Origin of the sequence: Paracraurococcus ruber (assembly GCF_004353985.1) — a bacterium.
Lineage (GTDB): Bacteria > Pseudomonadota > Alphaproteobacteria > Acetobacterales > Acetobacteraceae > Paracraurococcus > Paracraurococcus ruber.
The window spans coordinates 1-20,370 of record NZ_SMOA01000068.1; the positions used below are offsets into that span (position 1 = coordinate 1).

Sequence of the window (20,370 nt, forward strand, 5' to 3'; positions counted from 1 at the left end):
GGCCGCGCTGGGCGCGCGCCACCGCCGGCGCGGCCAGCAGCGCGGCGCCGGCCAGCAGGCCGCGGCGGGACAAAGGCAGGGCGATGGTCATGCTCGGGCCTCCTCGGGCGAGGGTCGGGGGAAGAGCGCGGGGCGGGCGCCCGGCGCCAGGGAACACCAGGCGCGGTCGCCCAGCACGCGGATGGCGCCGCGCCGCGGCTCGGTCAGGCGGATCGTGGTGCCGCCGGGCGTCCGCGCCTCGCGGATCGTCTGGCCGCCCAGCGGCACGGCCAGGCCCAGTTCCACCGGGAAGCGCCCCTCGCCGGGATCCTCGTGCAGCACCAGCTGTTCCGGCCGCAGCGTCAGCACCGCCGGGGTGTTGGCCGGCGGCGGCGCGACCTCGGCGGGAATGGCCAGGTCCGTCCCGTCCTCCAGCCGCAGCCGCACCGAATCGTCCAGCCAGCCGCCCACCGTGCAGGGCAGGCTGTTGGTGGTGCCGATGAAGCCGGCGACGAAGAGGCTGGCCGGGCGGTCATAGACCTCGACCGGGGTGCCGAGCTGCTCGATCCGGCCGCCGCGCATGACGGCGATGCGGTCGGCGACGCTCATCGCCTCGTCCTGGTCATGGGTCACCAGGATGGCGGTCAGGCCCAATTGCCGCTGCAGGCGCTTGATCTCGATCTGCATGTCGAGCCGCAGCGAGCGGTCGAGCGCGGCGAAGGGCTCGTCCAGCAGCAGGATGCTGGGTTCGATCGCCAGGGCGCGGGCCAGCGCCACGCGCTGCTGCTGCCCGCCGGACAGCTGCGTCGGCCGGCGGTCCCGCAGCGGGCCCATCTGCACCATCTCCAGCAGCTCGGCCACGCGGGCTTCGATCCGGTCGCGCTTCTCCCGCCGCGCCTTGAGGCCATAGGCCACGTTCTCCGCCACCGACATGTGCGGGAACAGCGCGTAGTTCTGGAAGACGATGCCGACGCGGCGGCGGTTGGGCGGCAGGTCGTCGATGCTGGCGCCGTCGATCAGCACCTTCCCGGTGCTCTGCCGCACGAAGCCGGCGACGCTGCGCAGCAGCGTGGTCTTGCCGCAGCCGGAAGGGCCGAGCAGCGCCAGCACCTCCCCCGCGCGGACGGACAAATCCACCGCATGGAGCGCGGTGAAGCCGCCATAGCGCACGCCGAGGCCGACCACGTCGAGCGTGTGGCCGCGCAGCGAGGCCGCGGCCTGCGGCTCTTGCGGGGTCGGGCGATGCAGCACTGGCGTCTCCGGAAACTGCGGCAGGCTACGCAACCGCCATGCCAGGGATGCGGCCCGGACCATGGCGGCCGGCCGGCCCGGGGCGTGGCCAATATGGCGGCAGCGTGCCCCTTCGCGCGGCAGGCGTCCAGGCAGTTCCGCCGCCGCGCGGCGCGTGCCATGGTCGATGCGATGCCGCGCGACACGCCCAGCCTTCCCGGCCGCCACCAGCGCGCCGACGGCGCCTTCGACCTGGTCTTCGGCACCGCGCCGCGTGGCCCAAGCGGGCAGGTGACCGTCCTGCGGCACCTCTATCAGCAATCGCCGCTGCGCATCCTGTTCCCGACGCCCGAGCCGGGCGAGCCGCCGACGGCGGCGCTGCTGAACTGCGCCGGCGGCCTGGCCGGCGGCGACGCGCTGCGCCAGGCGGTGCGGCTGGAAGCCGGGGCGCGCGCCACGCTCAGCACCGCGGCGGCGGAAAAGCTGTACCGCAGCCTGGGGCCGGGGACGCGGATCGACAGCCGCATCGTGCTCGACCAAGGCGCCGTGCTGGAGTGGATCCCGCAGGAGACGATCCTGTTCGACGGCGCGCGGCTGGACCGCCGCCTGCGCGCCGACCTGGCGCCGGGCGCGATGCTGCTGGCGGCCGAGACGCTGGTCTTCGGCCGTGCCGCGCGCGGCGAGCGCATGACGCAGGGCCTGGTCCGCGACCGCTGGCGGCTGCACGGTCCCCAAGGCCTGCTCTGGGCCGATGCGCTGGCGCTCGAGGGCGACCTGGGCGCCGCGCTGCAGGCACCTTTCGGCTTCGCCGGCGCCGAGGCGCTGGGCACGCTGCTGCTGGCGGGCGGGGAGGCCGAGGCGGGCCGTGACCTGCTGCGCAGCCTGCCGGAGGCGGCGCCGGGCGGTGCCACCATCCCGCGCCCCGGCCTGCTGCTGGCGCGCTGGCTGGGCCGGGCGGCCGATGTGCGGCAGGCGGTGGGCGCCGCCATCCTGGCCTTGCGCGCGGCGCAGCTTGGCCTGCCGGCGCGGCTGCCGCGGCTCTGGACGACCTGAGGCGCAACGGCCCATGATCCGCCGAGACTCCCGAGGCCGCGCATGAACCTGACGCCCCGCGAAAAGGACAAGCTGCTGATCGCCATGGCCGCCCAGGTCGCGCGCCGCCGGCTGGACCGCGGCGTGAAGCTGAACCATCCGGAGGCAGTGGCCCTGATCACCGACTATGTGGTGGAGGGCGCGCGGGACGGCCGCAGCGTGGCGGAACTGATGCGCGACGGCGCCACCGTGCTGACGCGGGACCAGGTGATGGAGGGCATCGCCGAGATGATTCTCGAAGTCCAGGTGGAGGCCACCTTCCCGGATGGGACGAAGCTGGTCACCATCCACGAGCCCATCCGGTGATCCCCGGCGAAGTCCTGCCCGCTGCGGGCGAGATCGAGCTGAACGCCGGCGCCGACAGCGTCGAGCTCGAGGTGGCGAACACGGGCGACCGGCCGATCCAGGTCGGAAGCCACTACCACTTCGCCGAGACCAACCCGGCGCTGGCCTTCGACCGCACCGTGGCGAAGGGCCGCCGGCTCGACATCGCCGCCGGCACCGCCGTGCGGTTCGAACCAGGGCAGACGCGCAAGGTGCGCCTCATTCCCTATGCCGGCGCCCGCGTGGTGCACGGCTTCCGCGGCGAGACGGAAGGAAAGGTCTGATGCCGGCCAGGATCTCCCGCGCCGCCTATGCCGGCATGTACGGCCCGACCACCGGCGACCGCGTCCGGCTGGCCGATACCGACCTGATCATCGAGGTGGAGCGCGACTTCACCACCTATGGCGAGGAGGTGAAATTCGGCGGCGGCAAGGTGATCCGCGACGGCATGGGCCAGTCCCAGGTCACGCGGGCGCAGGGCGCGGTGGACACCGTCATCACCAATGCGCTGATCCTCGACCATTGGGGGATCGTGAAGGCCGATGTCGGGCTGAAGGACGGCCGCATCGCCGCCATCGGCAAGGCCGGCAACCCCGACACCCAGCCGAACGTCTCCATCATCATCGGCCCCGGGACGGAGGTGATCGCCGGCGAGGGCCGCATCCTGACCGCCGGCGGGCTCGACGTGCATATCCACTTCATCTGCCCGCAGCAGGTGGAGGATGCGCTGGCCAGCGGCGTGACGACCATGTTCGGCGGCGGCACCGGGCCCGCGCATGGCACGCTGGCCACCACCGTCACGCCCGGCCCCTGGCACATGGCGCGCATGCTGCAGGCGGCGGAGGGGCTGCCGGTCAATCTCGGCTTCCTCGGCAAGGGCAATGTCGCGCTGCCCGCGGGGATCGAGGAGGTGATCCTGGCCGGCGCCTGCGGCCTGAAGCTGCATGAGGACTGGGGCACCACGCCCAAGGCCATCGACACCTGCCTGAGCGTCGCCGATGCGCTGGACGTGCAGGTGGCGATCCACACGGACACGCTGAACGAGAGCGGCTTCGTCGAGAGCACCATCGCCGCCATCAGGGGCCGTACCATCCAGGCCTTCCACACCGAGGGCGCCGGCGGCGGCCATGCCCCCGACATTCTCCGCGTGGTGGGCGAGCCGAATTTCCTGCCGAGTTCCACCAACCCGACAATGCCCTACACGGTCAACACCGTGGACGAGCATCTCGACATGCTGATGGTCTGCCATCACCTCGATCCCCGGATCCCGGAGGACGTGGCCTTCGCCGAAAGCCGCATCCGCAAGGAGACGATCGCGGCCGAGGACATCCTGCACGACCTGGGCGCCATCAGCATGATGAGCAGCGACAGCCAGGCGATGGGCCGCGTTGGCGAGGTCATCATCCGCACCTGGCAGACCGCGCACAAGATGAAGGCCCAGCGCGGCCGCCTGCCGCAGGAGACGGGCGACAACGACAATTTCCGCGTCCGCCGCTACGTCGCCAAATACACCATCAACCCGGCCATCGCGCAGGGCATCAGCGCGCATGTCGGCAGCGTGGAGGTCGGCAAGCTGGCCGACCTGGTGCTGTGGTCGCCGGCCTTCTTCGGCGTGAAGCCGGACATGGTGCTGAAATGCGGGTCGATCGCCATGGCGCCGATGGGCGACCCCAACGCCTCCATCCCCACCCCGCAGCCGGTGCACTACCGGCCGATGTTCGCCGGCTTCGGCAAGGCGCTGCAGGCCAGCAGCGTGACCTTTGTGTCCAAGGCCGCGCTCGGCCACGGCATCGCGGACCGGCTGGGGCTGCAGAAGCAGGTCCTGGCGGTGGAGAATACCCGTGGCGGCATCGGCAAGCGGGACATGGTGCTGAACGACGCCCTGCCGAGGATCGAGGTGGACCCGGAGACCTACGAGGTCCGCGCCGACGGCCAGCTGCTGGTCTGCGAGCCGGCGAAGGTGCTGCCGCTGGCGCAGCGCTACTTCCTGTTCTGAGGGGCGCGATGTCGGAGGAATTGCCGCGCGCCATCCAGGTCCTGCGTCACGGCCACTGGGTGGAGCGCACCGCGAAGCACAGGGTCACGCTGGACTTCGACGACCGCTTCCGCCGCCGCAAACGGTACGTCGCCGAAGGCGGCTTCGCCTTCCTCCTCGACCTCGAGGAGGCGACGGCGCTGCGCGACGGCGACGGGCTGTTGCTCGAGCAGGGCGGCGTCGTCCTGGTGCGGGCGGCGCCGGAACCGCTGGTGGAGGTCCGGGCGGAGTCGCCGGGCCATCTGCTCCGGCTCGCCTGGCATCTCGGCAACCGCCACCTGCCGACCGAGATCCAGGCGGACCGCCTGCTGATCCGCGACGACCATGTCATCGCCGCCATGCTGCAGGGGCTGGGCGCGGCGCTGCGGCGGGTGGAGGAGCCTTTCAACCCGGAAGGCGGCGCCTATGGCGAGCACAACCGCCAGCCGGGCCACCACCACGGGCATGGCCACGACCATGGCGATGGCCACCACCATCACCACTGACGCCATGCTCCATGGGGCCGCGCTGTACCGGCTGCTGGCCTGGCTGTCGCCGGCCTATCCTGTCGGCGCCTATACCTACAGCCATGGGCTGGAGCGGGCGGTGGAGGATGGCGGCGTCGCCACCCGCGTCGCTCTGGTGGACTACATCGCCACCGTGCTGCGGGCCGGCGCCGGGCGGGTGGATGGCGCGCTGCTGGCGGCGACCTGGCGCGCCGCCGTGGCGGGGGACGACACGGCGCTGGACGAGATCGCGGTGCTGGCCGCCGCCTGGCGCGGCACGGCGGAGACGGCGCTGGAGAGCATGGCGCAGGGCACCGCCTTCACCGGCGTGACGCAGTCGGCTTGGCCGGACCCGCGCTTCGCCGCACTGGCCGCGCGGCATCCGCGGGCCTTGGCGCATCCCGTCGCCTTCGGCGCCGCGGCAGGGTTCCACGGCATCCCGCTGCGGCCGGCGCTAGCGGGGTGGCTGGCGGCCTTCGCCGCCAACCTGGTCTCGGCCGGGGTGCGGCTGGTGCCGCTTGGCCAGACGGATGGGCAGATCGCCACCGCGGCGCTGCACCCGGTGGTGGAGGCGGCGGCGGATGCGGCGCTGGATGCCGACCTGGACGCGCTCGGCACCGCCGCGCCGATGCTCGACCTGCTCTCGATGCGGCACGAAACCCAGTACACGAGGCTGTTCCGATCATGACGATGGATGATGCCCGGCCGATTCAGACCTCCGGCCGCGATGCGCCCTCCGGTCATCGGACGGGCCGCGGCCCCTTCCGCGTAGGCATCGGCGGCCCCGTCGGGTCCGGCAAGACCGCGCTGACCGAGCGGCTGTGCCGCCGCCTGCGCGGCACGCACGACATCGCCGTCATCACCAACGACATCTACACCAAGGAGGATGCGGAGTTCCTGACGCGCGCCGGGGCGCTGGACCCGACGCGCATCGCCGGCGTGGAGACGGGCGGCTGCCCGCACACCGCCATCCGCGAGGACGCGTCGATCAACCTCGCCGCCGTGCACGACATGGTGGAACGCTTCCCGCTGCTGGAGGTGCTGCTGATCGAGAGCGGCGGCGACAACCTGGCCGCCACCTTCAGCCCGGAACTGGCGGACCTCACGATCTACGTCATCGATGTCTCGGCCGGCGACAAGATCCCGCGCAAGGGCGGGCCGGGCATCACGCGCAGCGACCTGCTGGTGATCAACAAGATCGACCTGGCGCCGCTGGTGGGCGCCGACCTGTCGGTGATGGACCGCGATGCGCGGCGGATGCGCGGCGCGCGGCCCTTCCTCTTCACCAACCTGAAGGAGGACAGGGGCGTTGCCGAGATCGCCGCCTTCATCCTGCAGCAGGGCGGCCTGCCGGCGCGCGGCCTGGCGGCGTAGGAAGAGGCGGGAGGGGAGGGAACTCCCCTCCCGCGCCTACCCCACCTTTTTCTGTGAGTCTGCAGGCTGAACCTGCAAGCCCACAGAAAAAGGAAGGTTGGGGGGTACGGGGGGAAGGGAGTTCCCTCCCTTCCCCCCGGGCAGCTTGCGCTACTCCTCCTTGTACCCGTAGGCCGGGATGCCTTGCTCGGCCCCATAGTACTTGTAGGGCAGGAATTTCCCGCTCATCTCGATCTTCACCCGGTCGCCCTTCTCGTGCGGCATGCGCTCGAAGTGGAAGTCGAAGTCGATGGCGGACATGATGCCGTCGCCGAACTCCTCCTCGATCAGCGCCTTCCAGGCCGGGCCGTTGACCATCACCATCTCGTAGAAGCGGTAGATCAGCGGGTCGGTCGGCGGCATGGCGGTGCCGCGATAGGGCACCTCGTTCAGCATCCGCTCCTCCACCTCGCTCAGGCCGAACAGGGTGGCGGCCTTCTTGGCCAGCGGCTTCACCAGCTTCATCTGGCCGAGCAGGGCGCCGACGATCAGCGTGTCGGACACGCCGCCGATCTCGGCGCAGATCTGCTTCCAGGTCCAGTTCCTCTCCCGCTTGATGTCGAGGATCTTCTCGGTGAGTTGCGCGCGGGTCATAGGATCGGCTTTCCCTCTCTGATCGTCATTCTGCCGCCGCGGGCAGCGGGGCGTCGGCCGGCCGGACGTCCGGCGGCGATTTCGGGTCCCAGTCGGCCGGGCGCGTACCGGCGAGCGTCCGGCTGCGGGTCAGCAGGAATTCCAGGATGTGGTCGCGCAGCGCGTGGTAGCCCGGCAGCTTGTGCAGGGTGGCGCGGTTGCGCGGCTTGGGCAGGGTGTTCATCACCACCTCGGCGCAGCGGGCATCCGGGCCGTTGGTCATCAGCAGGATGCGGTCGGCCAGCAGGATGGCCTCGTCCACGTCATGGGTGATCATGAAGGCGGTCTGGTTCGCCTCGGCGACCAGGCGCGCCACCTCGTCCTGCAGGGCGCCGCGGGTGAGCGCATCGAGCGCGCTGAAGGGCTCGTCCATCAGCAGCATCTTGGGCTCGATCGCAAGCGCCCGGGCGATGCCCACGCGCTGCTTCATCCCGCCCGACAGCATGGCGGGCTTGCGGTCGGCGGCCTGGCCCAGCCCCACCTTCTCCAGCGCCGCCCGCGCCGCGTCCCGCAGCTTCGCCTTGCCCCAGCCGGGATGGCGGCAGGACAGGGCGAAGGCGACGTTCTGCTCGGCCGTCATCCAGGGCATCAGCGCATGGCCCTGGAAGATCACGGCGCGGTCCAGCGAGGGGCCGGAGATCTCCTGCCCGTCCACGATGACGCCGCCGGCGTTGGGCGCGTCGAGCCCGGCCAGGATGTTCAGCACGGTGGTCTTGCCGCAGCCGGAATGCCCGACCAGGCAGACGAATTCCCCGCGATTCACCCCGAACCAGAGGTCGCGGAAGACGACATGGCCGGGATAGGCGCGCGTCACGCCCTCGAAGGAGACGTAGGGGTGCTGCATCGGCGCTAGTCCTGCCACGCGACGAGGCGCTGCACCGCACCCAGCGCCCGGTCGAGCAACAGGCCGACGATCCCGATCAGCAGGATCGCGATGACGATGTCACTCAGAGAAAGATTGTTCCACTGGTTCCAGACCCAGTAGCCGATGCCGGTGCCGCCAACCAGCATCTCGGCCGCGACGATCACCAGCCAGGCGATGCCGATGGAGATGCGCATGCCCGTCAGGATGGTGGGCGCCGCGGCCGGCAGGATGACGCGGAAGGCGGTGCGCAGCGTGCCGGCTTCCAGGGTGCGTGCCACGTTCAGCCATTCCCGCCGCACCGACTGCACGCCGAAGGCGGTGTTCAGCAGCATCGGCCAGACCGAGCAGATGAAGATGACGAAGATGGATGAGATCGCGCTGTCCTTGATGGTGAAGAGCGCGAGCGGCATCCAGGCCAGCGGGCTGACCGGCCGCAGCACCTGGATGAAGGGGTTCAGCGCGCCCGACAGCAGCGGCGACATGCCGATGAGGAAGCCGAGCGGGATGGCGACCAGCGCCGCCAGGCCGAAGCCGGCGGCGACGCGCAGCAGGGAATAGGCCACCTGCACGCCGATGCCCTGGTCGTTGGTGCCCCGCACATAGAAGGGGTCGCGCAGCAATTCCCACAGCCGCACGGCGATCTCCGACGGCCTGGGGAAGGGGGTCTGCCCGCCCTGCGCCGCGGCCTGGCCCAGCAGCGCGGCATATTCCGGGTCCACCGCCACGCCCGTGCCGCCGCCGCCGCGGCCTGCGGCCAGTTCCCAGGCGCCGAGGAAGAGGCCGAGCAGCAGGGCCGACAGCAGCGCCTGCTGCCAGAAAGGTACCGTCCGGTGCATGGGATCAGGCGCCGCGGATCGCGCGCTCGGTCCAGCCGACGGGGGCGGCGGGGTCGAAGGGCCGGCCCATGATGGTCTCGGTCCGCGTCGCGCTGGCGGGGACGGGCAGGCCGAGTTCGCGCATCGCCTTGCCGGCATCCAGCGCCAGGAAGGTCTGCTGCGCCACCTGGGCATAGTCCAGGTCCCGCTGCACCTGCCCCCAGCGGCGCATCTGCGTCAGGATCCAGATTGCCATGCTGTGCCAGGGGAAGGGGTCGAAGCCGATGCGGTCCGGCACGCGCCGCACCTGGCCAAGCCCATCCGCGAAGGTGCCGGTCAGCACCTGGTTCACCACCGTCTCCGGCTGGTTCAGGTAGTTCTGGCCGCTGATCGCCGTCGCCACCTCCCGCCGGTTCTCCGGCTTCTGGGAATGGGCGGTGGCCTCGACGATGGCGCGCATCAGCGCGGCGAAGGTGTTCGGCGTCTCCGTGATCATGCTGCGCGGCACGGCGAAGGCGCAGCAGGGATGCCCGTCCCACAACTCCTTCGTCAGGATATGGATGAAGCCGACGCCGTCGAAGACCGCGCGCTGGTTGAAGGGATCCGGGCCGAGATAGCCGTCGATGTTGTCGGCGCGCAGATTGGCGACCATCTCCGGCGGCGGCACGGCGCGGATCTGCACGTCGCGGTCCGGGTCCAGCCCGTGCTCGGCCAGGTAGTGCCGCAGCAGGTAGTTGTGCATGGAGAAGTCGAAGGGCACGGCGAAGCGGAAGCCCTTCCACTGCTTCGGGTCGCGCCGGTCCTTGTGCTTGTTGGCGAGGGTGATGGCCTGGCCGTTGATGTTCTCCACCGCCGCCACCGCCCAGGGGATGGGCTGCGCCACGCCGACGCCCAGCGACATGGCCACCGGCATCGGCGCCAGCATGTGGGCGGCGTCGTATTCCCGGGCGATGGAACGGTCGCGGATCACCGCCCAGCCGGCGGTGCGGATCACCTCCACATTCAGCCCGTGCCGTCCGTAGAAGCCCATCGGGTGCGCCATGATGATGGGCGTGGCGCAGGTGATGGGGATGAAGCCGATCTTCAGGTCCTTCTTCTCCGGCGCGCCGGCGGGCTGGGCCAGCGCCTCCCGCGCCGCGCCGAGCGGCAGGAACTGGGAGATCGCGCCGGCGACGGCGGCGGCGCCGAAGCGGGCCAGCAGGCCGCGGCGGGTGGCGTCCTCGGGGAAGACGGCGCGGATCACCGCCTGCTCCGCCGCCTCGCCGAAGGCCCCGGTGCCGTCGGCAGGAGGGGCGCCGTCGCAGGCCAGCGCGCCATGATCCCGCCCGCAGGCGCAGGACCCGAGACGCGCATCGGGGTCGAGCGGATCGGCGAAAAGGCGTGGCATGGCGGCATCTCCCGGGCGGTCTCTTGCCCTTGCGCCCGGCGGGGACCGGTGCGCCCGGGCGAAGGGCGGTGCGCCAAGGCAACGCCCATGCCATGGGCGCACCGCGCCGAAAGCCCGACTCTCCTACCCGGACATGCATCGACTATGTGCAGCAATGCCCATATCCTGGGCGGATGGCGCCCGGGGCGGTGCCCCGCGCCGGTGCCGTCCTGCCCGCGGCGCGGCGCTGCCCCGCGACCGGGGCGCGGCGCCGCCGGGTACCCTTCGCCCCGCGCCGGGCGCATATATCGGAGCAAGGAGAACGGCTTCGGCCGGCGCAGGAAGGGCACCCACCGCATGGCCTATGACTTCGACCTCTTCGTCATCGGCGGCGGCAGCGCCGGCGTCCGTTGCGCCCGCATCGCCGCGACCCATGGCGCCCGCGTGGGCATCGCCGAGGAACGCTTCTGGGGCGGCACCTGCGTGAATGTCGGCTGCGTGCCGAAGAAGATCATGGTCAATGCGGCGGAATATGGCGGCTGGGCGCAGGATGCCGCCCGCTTCGGCTGGACCATGGAGGTGAAGGGCTTCGACCTCGCCACGCTGAAAGCGGCGCGGGATGCCGAGGTGGCGCGGCTGAACGGCATCTATGGCCGTCTGCTGGGCAATGCCGGCGCCACGGTCTTCGAGGGGCGCGCGACCTTCCTCGACGCCCATACGCTGGACGTCGCGGGCAAGACGGTGACGGCGGAGCGCATCGTCATCGCCGTCGGCGGCCGCGCCGTGCGGCCGGGGATCCCGGGCGACGAGCTCGGCATGCTGTCGGACGACGTCTTCGACCTGCGGCAGGTGCCGAAGCGGCTCTGCGTGGTGGGCAGCGGCTACATCGCGCTGGAATTCGCCTGCGTCTTCCAGGCGCTGGGGTCGCAGGTGGACCTGGTCTATCGCGCCGACCTGCCGCTGCGCGGCTTCGACCACGACATAAGGGAGGCGCTGAAGGAGGCGCTGGAGGCGCAGGGCATCCGCCAGCATGTCGGCCACCACCCGGCGCGGCTGGACCGCCAGGGCGACTGCCTGCTCCTGTCGCTGCAGGGCGGCGCGGCGGTGGAGGCGGATGCGGTGCTGTTCGCCACCGGCCGCGTGCCGCATGTGCAGGGCCTCGGCCTCGACAAGGCCGGCGTCATGTGCACGGCCAAGGGCGCGGTGGAGGTGGACGAGGAGCACCGGACCACGGCGCCCAACATCTACGCCATCGGCGACGTGACGGACCGGCTGAACCTGACGCCGATGGCGACCGCGGTCGGCCATGCGCTGGCGGATTCGCTGTTCGGCAACAACCCGCGCAAGGCCAGCTACCTGAACGTGCCGACGGCCGTCTTCACCTCGCCCCCCATCGGCACCGTGGGGATGACGGAGGCGGATGCCTGCCTGCACGGGCCGGTGGACATCTACATGACCCGGTTCACCCCGATGCGCCACACCATCAGCGGGCGGCCGGGGAAGAAGACGCTGATGAAGCTGGTGGTCTGCCAGCGCACCCGGCGCGTGCTGGGCGCCCATATGCTGGGCGAGGATGCGGCGGAGATCATGCAGGGCATCGGCATCGCCGTCGCGGCCGGCCTGACCAAGGAGGATTTCGACCGCACCATCGGCATCCACCCGACCGCGGCGGAGGAGTTCGTGACGCTGCGGACCCGGACGCGGGAGGCGGGGGTGAAGGCGGCGGCGGAATGACCCTCCCTTGCCGGCCCGGCAAGCCGCGGGTTCACCCCGCCGGGGGGCTGGGCTATGGTCGCATCCCTTTGACGCAGGAAACGCCGAAATGACCGCGCGCGGGTGGCACCCCGGAAGCTGGCGGGACATGCCGATCCGGCAGGTGCCCGACTATCCCGATCAGGCGAAGCTGGCCGAGGCCGAAGCGCGGCTGGCCCGCTTCCCGCCCCTGGTCTTCGCGGGGGAGGCACGGCGGCTGCAGGCCGCCCTCGCCAAGGCCGGGCAGGGCCAAGCCTTCGTCCTGCAGGGCGGCGACTGCGCCGAAAGCTTCACCGATTTCACCGCCAACGTCATCCGCGACACCTTCCGGGTGCTGCTGCAGATGGCCGTGGTGCTGACCTTCGGCGGCGGCACGCCCGTGGTGAAGCTGGGCCGCATGGCCGGGCAGTTCGCCAAGCCCCGCTCCTCGGACACCGAGACGAAGGACGGCGTCACCCTGCCCTCCTATCGCGGGGACATCATCAACGGGCCGGAATTCACCCCGGCGGCGCGCATCCCCGACCCGGCGCGGATGGACTTCGCCTATATGCAGTCCGCCGGCACGCTGAACCTGCTGCGCGCCTTCGCCACCGGCGGCTATGCCGACCTGCACCAGGTGCATCGCTGGAACCTGGGCTTCGTCGCCCGCAGCCCGCTGGCGGACCGCTACCAGGACCTGGCGCACCGGATCGACGAGACGCTGGGCTTCATGCAGGCCTGCGGCATGTCCGACCTGCCGCAGGTGCGGGAGACGGATTTCTACACGAGCCACGAGGCGCTGCTGCTGCCCTACGAGCAGGCGCTGACGCGGGTCGATTCCACCACCGGCGACCACTATGCCTGCTCGGCGCATTTCCTCTGGATCGGCGACCGCACCCGCCAGCCGGACGGCGCGCATGTGGAGTTCATGCGCGGCGTGAAGAACCCGATCGGGCTGAAGGTCGGCCCGACCACCGACCCCGACGAGCTTGTGCGGCTGACCGAGATCCTGAACCCGGCGAACGAGATGGGGCGCCTCACCCTCATCTCCCGCATGGGGGCGGACAAGGTGGAGGCGAAGCTACCGGCGCTGCTGCGCGCGGTGAAGCGGGCCGGCCGCAACGTGGTCTGGCTGTCCGACCCCATGCACGGCAACACCGTCTCGGTCGGCGCCTACAAGACCCGGCTGTTCGACGCGGTGCTGACCGAGGTGCAGCGCGTCTTCGACTGCCACGCGGCGGAGGGCACCCAGCCCGGCGGCGTGCATGTGGAGATGACCGGGCAGGAGGTGACGGAATGCCTGGGCGGCGCGCATCGCCTGTCGGAATCCGACCTGGCGCTGCGCTACCAGACCTTCTGCGACCCGCGGCTGAATGCCGAGCAGTCGCTGGAACTCGCCTTCCTGATCGCCGAGGAGCTGAAGTCCCGCCGCGGCGGGACGGCGGCGATGCCGGCGCGCGCGGCGGAATAGGCGGAGAACGGACATGGACGGATCGCCCCAGGCAATGCCCCCGGGGGAGCCGGCCGATCCGGCGATCTCCGCCCGGACCGATGCCTATTTCAACCGCACCCGGGCGATCGTGCAGCGCTTCGGCGATGCCCGCGTCACCTATGCGGTCTTCCTGCGCCGGCCGGTGGTCAGCGCGCCCCGCCTGGCGGTGGACTGGCTGCGCGCCGTCGCCGCGCAGCGCGGGACGGATTTCGACATCGACGTCATCCACCCGGAAGGCACCTGGGTCGGTGCCGGCGACCCGATCCTGACCATCAGCGGGTCCTTCGCGCAGCTCGCGGACCTCGAGACGCTGTACCTGCAGAAGATGGGGCCGCCCTGCGTCGCCGCGCACAACGCCTACCAGATGTGCCTGGAACTGCCGCTCGTATCCTTCCTGGCGATGGATGCGCGCCACTGCGCCGGCGCCGAGATGCAGGAGATGATGGCTTATGCCGCCGGCGTCGGCAGCGCCGCGGCACAGAAGGAAGGCGCCAAGGGCTTCATCGGCAATGCCACCGACGCCACGGCGCACTGGTTCGGCGCCGCCCGCGGCTACGGCACCATGCCGCACGCCCTCATCGGCTATGCCGGCAGCACGCTCCGCGCCGCCGAGATGTTCCACGAGGCCTTCCCCGACGAAGCCCTGACCGTGCTGACCGACTATTTCGGGCGGGAGGTGACGGATGGCCTGGCGGTCTGCCGCCGCTTCCCGGACCTGGCGGCGGCGGGAAAGCTCGCGGTGCGGCTGGACACGCATGGCGGCCGCTTCCTCGAGGGGCTCGACCCGGCCGAGAGCTACGCCGTGCTGGAACGCCACGCCCCCGGCGCCATCCGCCGCTACCGGTCGGAGACGGAATTGCGCCACTTGGTCGGCACCGGCGTCTCCGCCGCCGCGGTCTGGAAGATGCGGGAAGCGCTGGACGAGGCCGGCTTCCCCAGGGTCCGCATCGTTGCGTCTTCGGGTTTCAACGTCCAGAAATGCCGGGTGATGGCGGAGGCGAAGGCGCCGATCGACGTGGTCGGCACCGGCAGCTTCATCCCCGACACCTGGTCGGAGACCTACGCCACGGCGGACATCATCGCCTATGACGGCGTGCCGCGGGTGAAGATGGGGCGCGAATTCCTGCTGACCCGCAAGCGCAACGGGAAGGCCGGCGGCTGAACCCGCCGGCGGCCGAAGCGGCGCGGCGGCAGCGCCTGCTCGGCTGGGGCTGCGCCGCCGGGCTGCTTTGCATCTGGGTCAGCTTCCACCTGATGTCGCGGCTGACCGTGCGGCAGGCGCTGACGCCCTGGGACGTGGCGGCGCTGCGCTTCGGCGGCGCCTTCCTGGCCGCCCTGCCGCTGCTGGCCTGGTTCGGCCGGCCGCGCATCCCGGCGCGGCGCTGGCCGGCGCTGGTGGTCCTCGCCGGGCTCTGCTTCCCGCTCTGCGCCTATGCCGGCTACCAGATGGCGCCGGCGGCGCAGGGCTCCACGGTGATGGCGGCGGGGCTGCCGGTGGCGGCGGCGCTGCTCGGCCTCGGCTTCGGGCAGCTGCGCATCGGCCCCTGGCGGGCGGCGAGCCTGATCATCGTCTCCGCCGGCTGCCTGTTGCTGGGGGAGGCGACGGCGGGCGCCGGGCAGGGCAGCTGGCTGGCGACGCTGCTGTTCCTGGCGGCCGTCACCGGCTGGGCGGCCTATACCCTGCTGGTGCAGCGCTGGCGGCTGCCGGCGCTGGAGACGACGCTGACCGTCGCGCTGCTGACCGCGCCGGTCTACCTGCCGGTCTGGGCGCTGGCGTTGCCGTCCAACCTGCCGGCGGCGCCCTGGGGCGTCATCGCCACCCAGGCGGCCTTCCACGGCATCGGCTCGGTCATCCTGGCCGGGTTCTTCTACACGCAATGCGTCCGCAGCCTGGGTGCCGGCCCGACCACCATGATCGGCGCCGCCGTGCCCGGGCTGGCCGCGCTGCTGGCCTGGCCGCTGCTGGGGGAGGCGCTGTCGCCGCTGGGCCTGCTCGCGGTGGGGGTGGTGTGTGCCGGGCTGGCGCTGGCCGTGCTGCGGCTGGATCGGACGGGGGTGGCGCGGGGTGGGTGAGGGGGCGCGGCGGAGGCTGGTAGCTGCCCGGAAGCCCTTGGTCCGACTCCAAGCGGACCTAGCGGCAAAGTTGTGGAATGCCTCGAAGCTAGCTTTCGTCTCCGGATCGTAACCTTGCTCGTTGGCCTCGGGCTATGGCTCTATTCTGGCCATGTTCCCAGACGGCGGTTTCTTCGCGGCGGTAGAAAAGGTTCTTTCGCAGGTTAGCGCGCTGGTCTGCGGCGCCGTTGCTCTGGCCATCTACCTTGTCCTCGATCGCATCCCGGCGGATTGGCGCTGGTTAGCGCGTGCCTTGATGCTGGGCTTTGCGTTCATCGGCGCCGCCAAGTTGCTGGACGGCTCGGTGCGCGAGGTTCGTGTCTATCTGCGGCGCAGGGAGACCGAGGAACGTCTGAAGCGTCGGAAGGCCGAAGCCAGGGCGGAAGCCGAGGCCGATGGGCAGCGGCGCAAAGAGGCCGAGGAGGAAGACGCTGAGCAGAAACGTGAGAAAGAAGCAGAGCGCAGGTGCATCGTGCTAGAGCGCCTCAACCATCTCTCCCCGGAGGAAACCGGCTTCATTGCGCTGGCGGTGGAGAGGCGCTCTCAGACCATTTTCGGCTGGGTGCATTCCCACCCCGGCCGCAGCCTAGCGATGAAGAGGCTCGTGCAATCCGAGGGTTCGACAGGCCATCAGGACCACTGGCCTTGGGTCTTTCCAGACTTCGTCTGGAAGGTGCTGCTGGAGCGGGGCGACGAGTTCCTCCGGAAGCACGAGGATAACGAGCGGGAGAAGAAGCGCCGCGACCGGACTTGGTAGCCATTAAGCCCCGGAGTTGCCTCTCGACTCTATCAGCGGCGGAAGCCCGGGATCGCCCAAGCCAGGGCCATCCACATGGCCTACCCGGAGCACCTGCGACGCGGAAAGGGTCGAGTCCGATTTCTGCCCTTCTCGGACATTCAACTGGACACCAAGCCGAGACATGAACCGCGGGGGTGGATCGTCGCAGAGCGCGGAGGCCGGGGGCGCCGTCTCTCACCCCGCCATCCCCGCCCGTCACGCCACCGCCCCCACCCACCCCGCTTCCCCGCGTGCCTTCCCGCGCCTGCGGCGTTATGGCACTGCCAACCACCCGCGGACCGTTGCGAGATGAGCGCTTTAGACACCGGCCTCTTCGGCCAGCAGGGCGGCTTCGCCGTCCGCATCATGGACCTCTCCGGCGGCAATGGCGCCGACCCGGTGGAGACCATCCGCGGCTTCCAGACGCTGGAGCACGCCAATGCCTTCGCCCGCCGCTATGTGCGGGACAGCCTGGAGCGCTGCCGCAGCCGCGGCATGGCCCCGGATGCGGTGATCGCCGCCTGGTTCGCCTTCGGCGAGGATGCCGAGGTGCTGGGCGGCGCCGAGCATGCCTGGCGCAGCGCCGCCGAATTGACCGATTTCGCCGCCCGCCCGCCGGCGGACCCGGAGGACCGCAACTGGCGCGCCCTCGACCCCCGGCGCGACCAGGACGACGAGGAGGAGGAGGACTGATGCCCCCGGCCGCAGTGCAGGACCGGCCGGCGGCCGCGGCGCCGGTCGCCGCCCGCCGCCGGTGCGCCGCGCCGTGGTACCGGACCGGTGTCCCCCGGCGGCGCCCGTCCCGCGCCGGCGCCGCGATCCGCGCCCATCGCCGATGGACCCCGGCATGACCCGCCACGTCGTGCGCTGCGGCGACCATGCCGACGAAGGCGACCCGGACGAGGAATGGCTGGTGGAAGGCTTCGCCTCCGCCGAGGCGGCGCAGGAATACGCCCGCCGCTTCGTCCGCGCCCAGATCGAGGACCTGCGGCGCGAGGCGCGCTCGCCGGAGGACTTGGCCGACATGTATCGCCGCTGGGGCGAATACGCCGTGACGAAGGGCTTCGACGCCGAAGCCTGGGTCGCCCATTGCATCGCCAACCCCGCGACGAGGCGGCAGGAGACCGACTACGCCGCGCTGGAGCCCCGCCCGTGAAATTCCGCTTCGCCCCGTCGCCGACGGGCTTCCTCCATGTCGGCAATGCCCGCATCGCGCTGGTGAACTGGCTGCTCGCCCGCCGCCTCGGCGGCACCCTGCTGCTGCGCCTGGACGACACCGACACCGAACGCAGCAAGCCCGAATATGCCGAGGCGATCGGGGAGGACCTGCGCTGGCTCGGCCTCGACTGGGACGAGAGCTTCCGCCAGTCCGACCGCCGCGCCCTGTATGACGCGGCGGCGGCGCGGCTGAAGGCCGCCGGCCGGCTCTATCCCTGCTTCGAGTCGGAGGAGGAACTGCGCTGGAAGCGGGAACAGCGCCTCCGCCAGGGCAAGCCGCCGATCTACGACCGCGGCGCGCTGCGCATGACGCCCGAGCAGTACGAGCGGGCGCTGGCCAATGGCAAGCAGCCCTATTGGCGCTTCCTGCTGGAAACCCGCAGCGTCGAATGGCAGGACGGCGTGCTCGGCCGCCGCGCGGTGAAGCTGCCCAGCCTGTCCGACCCGGTGCTGGTGCGCGCCGACGGCACCCCGCTCTACACCTTCACCAGCGTCGTCGATGACCTCGACAGCGGCGTGACGCATATCCTCCGCGGCGAGGACCACGTCACCAACACCGGCGTCCAGCTCGACATCTGGCAGGCGCTGGGCGGCAACCCCGACAAGCTGCTCTTCGCGCATCTGCCGCTGCTGACCGACAGCGATGGCGGGCCGCTGTCGAAGCGCATCGGCTCGCTCTCGCTCCGGCAGCTGCGCAAGGACGGCGTGGAGCCCTCGGCGCTCGCCGGCTACCTCGCCGCGCTCGGCACCGCGCAGGACCCGCGCGCCGCCCTGCCGCGCGATCTGGCGCCGGGCTTCGACCTCGCCTCCGTCTCGAAATCCTCGGCGCGCTTCGATGTGCGGCAGATGCTTGCGCTGAACAGCCGGCTGCTGCACGAGGCGAGCTTCGAGGCGGTGCGCGGCCAGTTGCCGGAGGGCGCCGACGAGGCCTTCTGGCTGGCGGTGCGCGGCAATCTCGACCTGCTGTCGGAAGCCCGCGGCTGGTGGGAGGTGGCGCGCGGCAGCATCGTCCCGCCGCCGCAGCCGGGGGAGGAAGGCTTCCTGGCGGCGGCCCTGGCGGCCCTGCCGCCCGGCCCCTGGGACGACCGCACCTGGGCCGCCTGGACGGATGCGCTGAAGGCATCCACGGGTCGCAAGGGCAAGGCGCTGTTCCTGCCGCTGCGCCTGGCCCTGACGGGGGAGGAGCATGGCCCCGACCTGAAGGGCCTGCTGCCGCTGATCGGGCCGGAGCGCGCGGCGCTGCGGCTGCGCATCGCCGCTGGCGGCTGAGCGCGCCCGGGCGGGCGCCGCCGGGGCAGTGGCCGCACCGGCCCCGCGGCATTGCCATGAACCGGGCCGTGGCCGCAGCCGCGGCCCGGTCGGCCGCGCCGGGCCGCGGGTGTCTTGCCAGGCGCATCGCGCGGCGCCGTGGCACGCGCACGGGTGGCAGCGCCAGAACGGATAACCGCAAGATTACGGTTGAAACATATAACTTGCTCTCGCTAGCGTGTGGCCGCACCGCCCGTGGACAACCGACTGCCACGGGGAGACTGCAAAACGTGGGAGGTGAGATGCGGCGCATCCTTGCGGCGGCGGCATTGTCCGCGGCGCTCCTGCAGGCCGGGCCCGTCCTGGCGCAGGAGACCTATCAGGCGGCGGGCGACCCGCTGCTGAACTTCGACTACAAGCAGGTCGCGGTGGCGGAGGGGCTGGAACACCCCTGGTCCATCGCCTGGGTCAACCGCGACACCGCGCTGGTGACCGAGCGGCCGGGCCGCCTGCGCGTCATCCGCAACGGCCGGCTGGACCCCACCCCGGTCAGCGGCACGCCGCAGGTGCTGGTGGCGCCGGAGCGCGGCCTGGTTTTCCAGGCCGGCCTGTTCGAGGTCTCGCCGCATCCGAAATTCGCCGAGAACCGGCTGATCTACCTCACCTATGCCTCGGGCACCGCGCAGGCGAACCGGCTGACCCTGGCCCGCGCCACCTTGAACGAGGGCGCGACGGCGCTGTCCAACCTGCAGGTCCTCTTCCAGGTCTCGCAGGACAAGCCGGAATTCCAGCATTACGGCGGCAAGATCCTCTGGGTGTCGGACGACACGCTGCTGCTCTCGGTCGGCGATGGCGGCAACCCGCCGGTCGCCATCGGCGGCGAACTGTCGCGGCTGAACGCCACGCGGCCCGGCAGCCATCTCGGCAAGATCCTGCGGCTGAAGGACGACGGCACCGCGGCGCCGGGCAATCCCTTCGCCGGCCAGCAGGGCGCCCGGCCGGAGGTCTTCTCGATCGGCCATCGCCACGTCCAGGGCCTGGCGATGGGCCCCAACAACACGATCTACGCGACCGAACACGGGCCGCTGGGCGGCGACGAGCTGAACCTGATCCGCGCCGGCAGCAACTACGGCTGGCCGGTCGTCACCTGGGGCCGCGACTATGCCGGCGCCGCGCCGATCGGCACCGGCCAGCGCAGCGCCCCTGGCCTGGTGGACCCGGTGCTGGTCTGGTACCCCAGCGTGATCGGCGCCTCCGGCCTCGTCGCCTATAGCGGCGACCGCTTCCCGCAATGGCGCGGCAACCTCTTCGCCGGCGGGCTGGCGACGCAGGACATCCGCCGCATCGTGCTGGACAGCAATGGCCGCGTGACAGCGCATGAATCCATGCGGATCGGCCAGCGGGTGCGCGACGTGCGGCAGGGTCCTGACGGGCTGCTCTATGTCCTGACGGACGAGATCCACGGCCGCGTCTTCCGGCTCGAACCGGCGCAGTGACGCCCTGGGGCGGCCTGCGCGGTCCGCCGGACCCGCAGGCCGCCCCGGGTCATGTATC

21 protein-coding genes are annotated in these 20,370 nt (G+C 71.4%); 16 read left to right on the forward strand and 5 right to left on the reverse strand.

Features of this window, described 5'->3' with window-relative positions:
• Positions 1-87: 87 nt before the first annotated feature.
• On the reverse strand, positions 88-1,230 hold the full coding sequence (locus E2C05_RS14340; protein WP_240046739.1) for an ABC transporter ATP-binding protein: 1,143 nt from the start codon (positions 1,228-1,230) through the stop codon (positions 88-90).
• A gap of 159 nt (positions 1,231-1,389) precedes the next feature.
• Here E2C05_RS14340 and E2C05_RS14345 point away from each other — a divergent pair, with 159 nt between their 5' ends.
• From E2C05_RS14345 to ureG, 7 genes are read left to right on the forward strand one after another with little or no spacing between them, the layout of a single operon-like run.
• Positions 1,390-2,262 carry an urease accessory protein UreD gene (locus tag E2C05_RS14345; RefSeq protein WP_158292122.1) on the forward strand — a complete coding sequence of 291 codons (873 nt, stop codon included), beginning with the start codon at positions 1,390-1,392 and terminating at the stop codon, positions 2,260-2,262.
• Between the two features lie 42 nt (positions 2,263-2,304).
• Entirely contained in the window at positions 2,305-2,607 is a 303-nt protein-coding gene (locus E2C05_RS14350) for an urease subunit gamma (RefSeq protein WP_133220332.1), read from the forward strand.
• Positions 2,604-2,909 carry an urease subunit beta gene (locus E2C05_RS14355; protein ID WP_133220333.1) on the forward strand — a complete coding sequence of 102 codons (306 nt, stop codon included), beginning with the start codon at positions 2,604-2,606 and terminating at the stop codon, positions 2,907-2,909. The genes E2C05_RS14350 and E2C05_RS14355 overlap by 4 nt, the downstream gene beginning before the upstream one ends.
• Entirely contained in the window at positions 2,909-4,621 is a 1,713-nt protein-coding gene (gene ureC, locus E2C05_RS14360; RefSeq protein WP_133220334.1) for an urease subunit alpha, read from the forward strand. The genes E2C05_RS14355 and ureC overlap by 1 nt, the downstream gene beginning before the upstream one ends.
• A gap of 8 nt (positions 4,622-4,629) precedes the next feature.
• Entirely contained in the window at positions 4,630-5,145 is a 516-nt protein-coding gene (locus E2C05_RS14365) for an urease accessory protein UreE (protein WP_133220335.1), read from the forward strand.
• Positions 5,105-5,833 carry an urease accessory protein UreF gene (locus tag E2C05_RS14370; protein WP_240046740.1) on the forward strand — a complete coding sequence of 243 codons (729 nt, stop codon included), beginning with the start codon at positions 5,105-5,107 and terminating at the stop codon, positions 5,831-5,833. Before E2C05_RS14365 ends, E2C05_RS14370 begins: the two co-directional genes overlap by 41 nt.
• 2 nt (positions 5,834-5,835) lie before the next feature.
• Entirely contained in the window at positions 5,836-6,519 is a 684-nt protein-coding gene (gene ureG / locus E2C05_RS14375) for an urease accessory protein UreG (RefSeq protein ID WP_133220355.1), read from the forward strand.
• Between the two features lie 150 nt (positions 6,520-6,669).
• Here the strand turns inward: ureG and cynS are convergent, their stop codons facing one another.
• From cynS to E2C05_RS14395, 4 genes are read right to left on the reverse strand one after another with little or no spacing between them, the layout of a single operon-like run.
• Positions 6,670-7,152, reverse strand: a complete 483-nt coding sequence (cynS, locus tag E2C05_RS14380) for a cyanase (RefSeq protein WP_133220336.1) — start codon at positions 7,150-7,152, stop codon at positions 6,670-6,672.
• Positions 7,153-7,177: 25 nt separating this feature from the next.
• Positions 7,178-8,035, reverse strand: coding sequence for an ABC transporter ATP-binding protein (locus E2C05_RS14385; RefSeq protein ID WP_133220337.1), 858 nt, complete (start codon positions 8,033-8,035; stop codon positions 7,178-7,180).
• A gap of 5 nt (positions 8,036-8,040) precedes the next feature.
• Positions 8,041-8,892, reverse strand: coding sequence for a nitrate ABC transporter permease (gene ntrB / locus E2C05_RS14390; protein ID WP_133220338.1), 852 nt, complete (start codon positions 8,890-8,892; stop codon positions 8,041-8,043).
• Positions 8,893-8,896: 4 nt separating this feature from the next.
• On the reverse strand, positions 8,897-10,258 hold the full coding sequence (locus tag E2C05_RS14395; protein ID WP_133220339.1) for a CmpA/NrtA family ABC transporter substrate-binding protein: 1,362 nt from the start codon (positions 10,256-10,258) through the stop codon (positions 8,897-8,899).
• 336 nt (positions 10,259-10,594) lie between these two features.
• Here E2C05_RS14395 and gorA point away from each other — a divergent pair, with 336 nt between their 5' ends.
• The 9 genes from gorA (at position 10,595) to E2C05_RS14440 (ending at position 20,312) form a co-directional block, all read left to right on the forward strand.
• Positions 10,595-11,971, forward strand: coding sequence for a glutathione-disulfide reductase (gorA, locus tag E2C05_RS14400; protein ID WP_133220340.1), 1,377 nt, complete (start codon positions 10,595-10,597; stop codon positions 11,969-11,971).
• A gap of 88 nt (positions 11,972-12,059) precedes the next feature.
• Positions 12,060-13,439 carry a class II 3-deoxy-7-phosphoheptulonate synthase gene (locus tag E2C05_RS14405; protein ID WP_133220341.1) on the forward strand — a complete coding sequence of 460 codons (1,380 nt, stop codon included), beginning with the start codon at positions 12,060-12,062 and terminating at the stop codon, positions 13,437-13,439.
• Between the two features lie 13 nt (positions 13,440-13,452).
• Positions 13,453-14,622 carry a beta/alpha barrel domain-containing protein gene (locus tag E2C05_RS14410; protein ID WP_133220342.1) on the forward strand — a complete coding sequence of 390 codons (1,170 nt, stop codon included), beginning with the start codon at positions 13,453-13,455 and terminating at the stop codon, positions 14,620-14,622.
• 71 nt (positions 14,623-14,693) lie between these two features.
• Positions 14,694-15,533 carry a DMT family transporter gene (locus tag E2C05_RS34010; RefSeq protein ID WP_456306498.1) on the forward strand — a complete coding sequence of 280 codons (840 nt, stop codon included), beginning with the start codon at positions 14,694-14,696 and terminating at the stop codon, positions 15,531-15,533.
• 151 nt (positions 15,534-15,684) lie between these two features.
• Complete coding sequence (locus E2C05_RS14420) at positions 15,685-16,329, forward strand: hypothetical protein (RefSeq protein ID WP_133220344.1); 645 nt, start codon at positions 15,685-15,687, stop codon at positions 16,327-16,329.
• 330 nt (positions 16,330-16,659) lie between these two features.
• Entirely contained in the window at positions 16,660-17,043 is a 384-nt protein-coding gene (locus E2C05_RS14425; RefSeq protein WP_133220345.1) for a hypothetical protein, read from the forward strand.
• 154 nt (positions 17,044-17,197) lie between these two features.
• A complete protein-coding gene (locus E2C05_RS14430; protein ID WP_133220346.1) occupies positions 17,198-17,506 on the forward strand; it encodes a hypothetical protein in 309 nt (102 codons plus the stop codon).
• Positions 17,503-18,837: a glutamate--tRNA ligase gene (gltX, locus tag E2C05_RS14435; protein ID WP_133220347.1), complete on the forward strand. Its 1,335-nt coding sequence runs from the start codon at positions 17,503-17,505 to the stop codon at positions 18,835-18,837. The genes E2C05_RS14430 and gltX overlap by 4 nt, the downstream gene beginning before the upstream one ends.
• A gap of 281 nt (positions 18,838-19,118) precedes the next feature.
• Complete coding sequence (locus E2C05_RS14440) at positions 19,119-20,312, forward strand: PQQ-dependent sugar dehydrogenase (protein ID WP_133220348.1); 1,194 nt, start codon at positions 19,119-19,121, stop codon at positions 20,310-20,312.
• Positions 20,313-20,370: the final 58 nt, after the last annotated feature.

Bases quoted from the DNA above. Each gene is read 5' to 3' on its own strand.
- E2C05_RS14440 (WP_133220348.1), top strand. From the start codon at position 19,119: ATGCGGCGCATCCTTGCGGCGGCGGCATTGTCCGCGGCGCTCCTGCAG.
- E2C05_RS14405 (WP_133220341.1), top strand. From the start codon at position 12,060: ATGACCGCGCGCGGGTGGCACCCCGGAAGCTGGCGGGACATGCCGATC.
- E2C05_RS14395 (WP_133220339.1), bottom strand. From the start codon at position 10,258: ATGCCACGCCTTTTCGCCGATCCGCTCGACCCCGATGCGCGTCTCGGG.
- E2C05_RS14420 (WP_133220344.1), top strand. From the start codon at position 15,685: ATGTTCCCAGACGGCGGTTTCTTCGCGGCGGTAGAAAAGGTTCTTTCG.
- E2C05_RS14425 (WP_133220345.1), top strand. From the start codon at position 16,660: ATGAGCGCTTTAGACACCGGCCTCTTCGGCCAGCAGGGCGGCTTCGCC.
- ntrB (WP_133220338.1), bottom strand. From the start codon at position 8,892: ATGCACCGGACGGTACCTTTCTGGCAGCAGGCGCTGCTGTCGGCCCTG.
- E2C05_RS14345 (WP_158292122.1), top strand. From the start codon at position 1,390: ATGGTCGATGCGATGCCGCGCGACACGCCCAGCCTTCCCGGCCGCCAC.
- ureC (WP_133220334.1), top strand. From the start codon at position 2,909: ATGCCGGCCAGGATCTCCCGCGCCGCCTATGCCGGCATGTACGGCCCG.
- E2C05_RS14350 (WP_133220332.1), top strand. From the start codon at position 2,305: ATGAACCTGACGCCCCGCGAAAAGGACAAGCTGCTGATCGCCATGGCC.
- E2C05_RS14430 (WP_133220346.1), top strand. From the start codon at position 17,198: ATGACCCGCCACGTCGTGCGCTGCGGCGACCATGCCGACGAAGGCGAC.
- ureG (WP_133220355.1), top strand. From the start codon at position 5,836: ATGGATGATGCCCGGCCGATTCAGACCTCCGGCCGCGATGCGCCCTCC.
- E2C05_RS14365 (WP_133220335.1), top strand. From the start codon at position 4,630: ATGTCGGAGGAATTGCCGCGCGCCATCCAGGTCCTGCGTCACGGCCAC.
- cynS (WP_133220336.1), bottom strand. From the start codon at position 7,152: ATGACCCGCGCGCAACTCACCGAGAAGATCCTCGACATCAAGCGGGAG.
- E2C05_RS14385 (WP_133220337.1), bottom strand. From the start codon at position 8,035: ATGCAGCACCCCTACGTCTCCTTCGAGGGCGTGACGCGCGCCTATCCC.
- gorA (WP_133220340.1), top strand. From the start codon at position 10,595: ATGGCCTATGACTTCGACCTCTTCGTCATCGGCGGCGGCAGCGCCGGC.
- E2C05_RS14410 (WP_133220342.1), top strand. From the start codon at position 13,453: ATGGACGGATCGCCCCAGGCAATGCCCCCGGGGGAGCCGGCCGATCCG.
- E2C05_RS14370 (WP_240046740.1), top strand. From the start codon at position 5,105: ATGGCCACGACCATGGCGATGGCCACCACCATCACCACTGACGCCATG.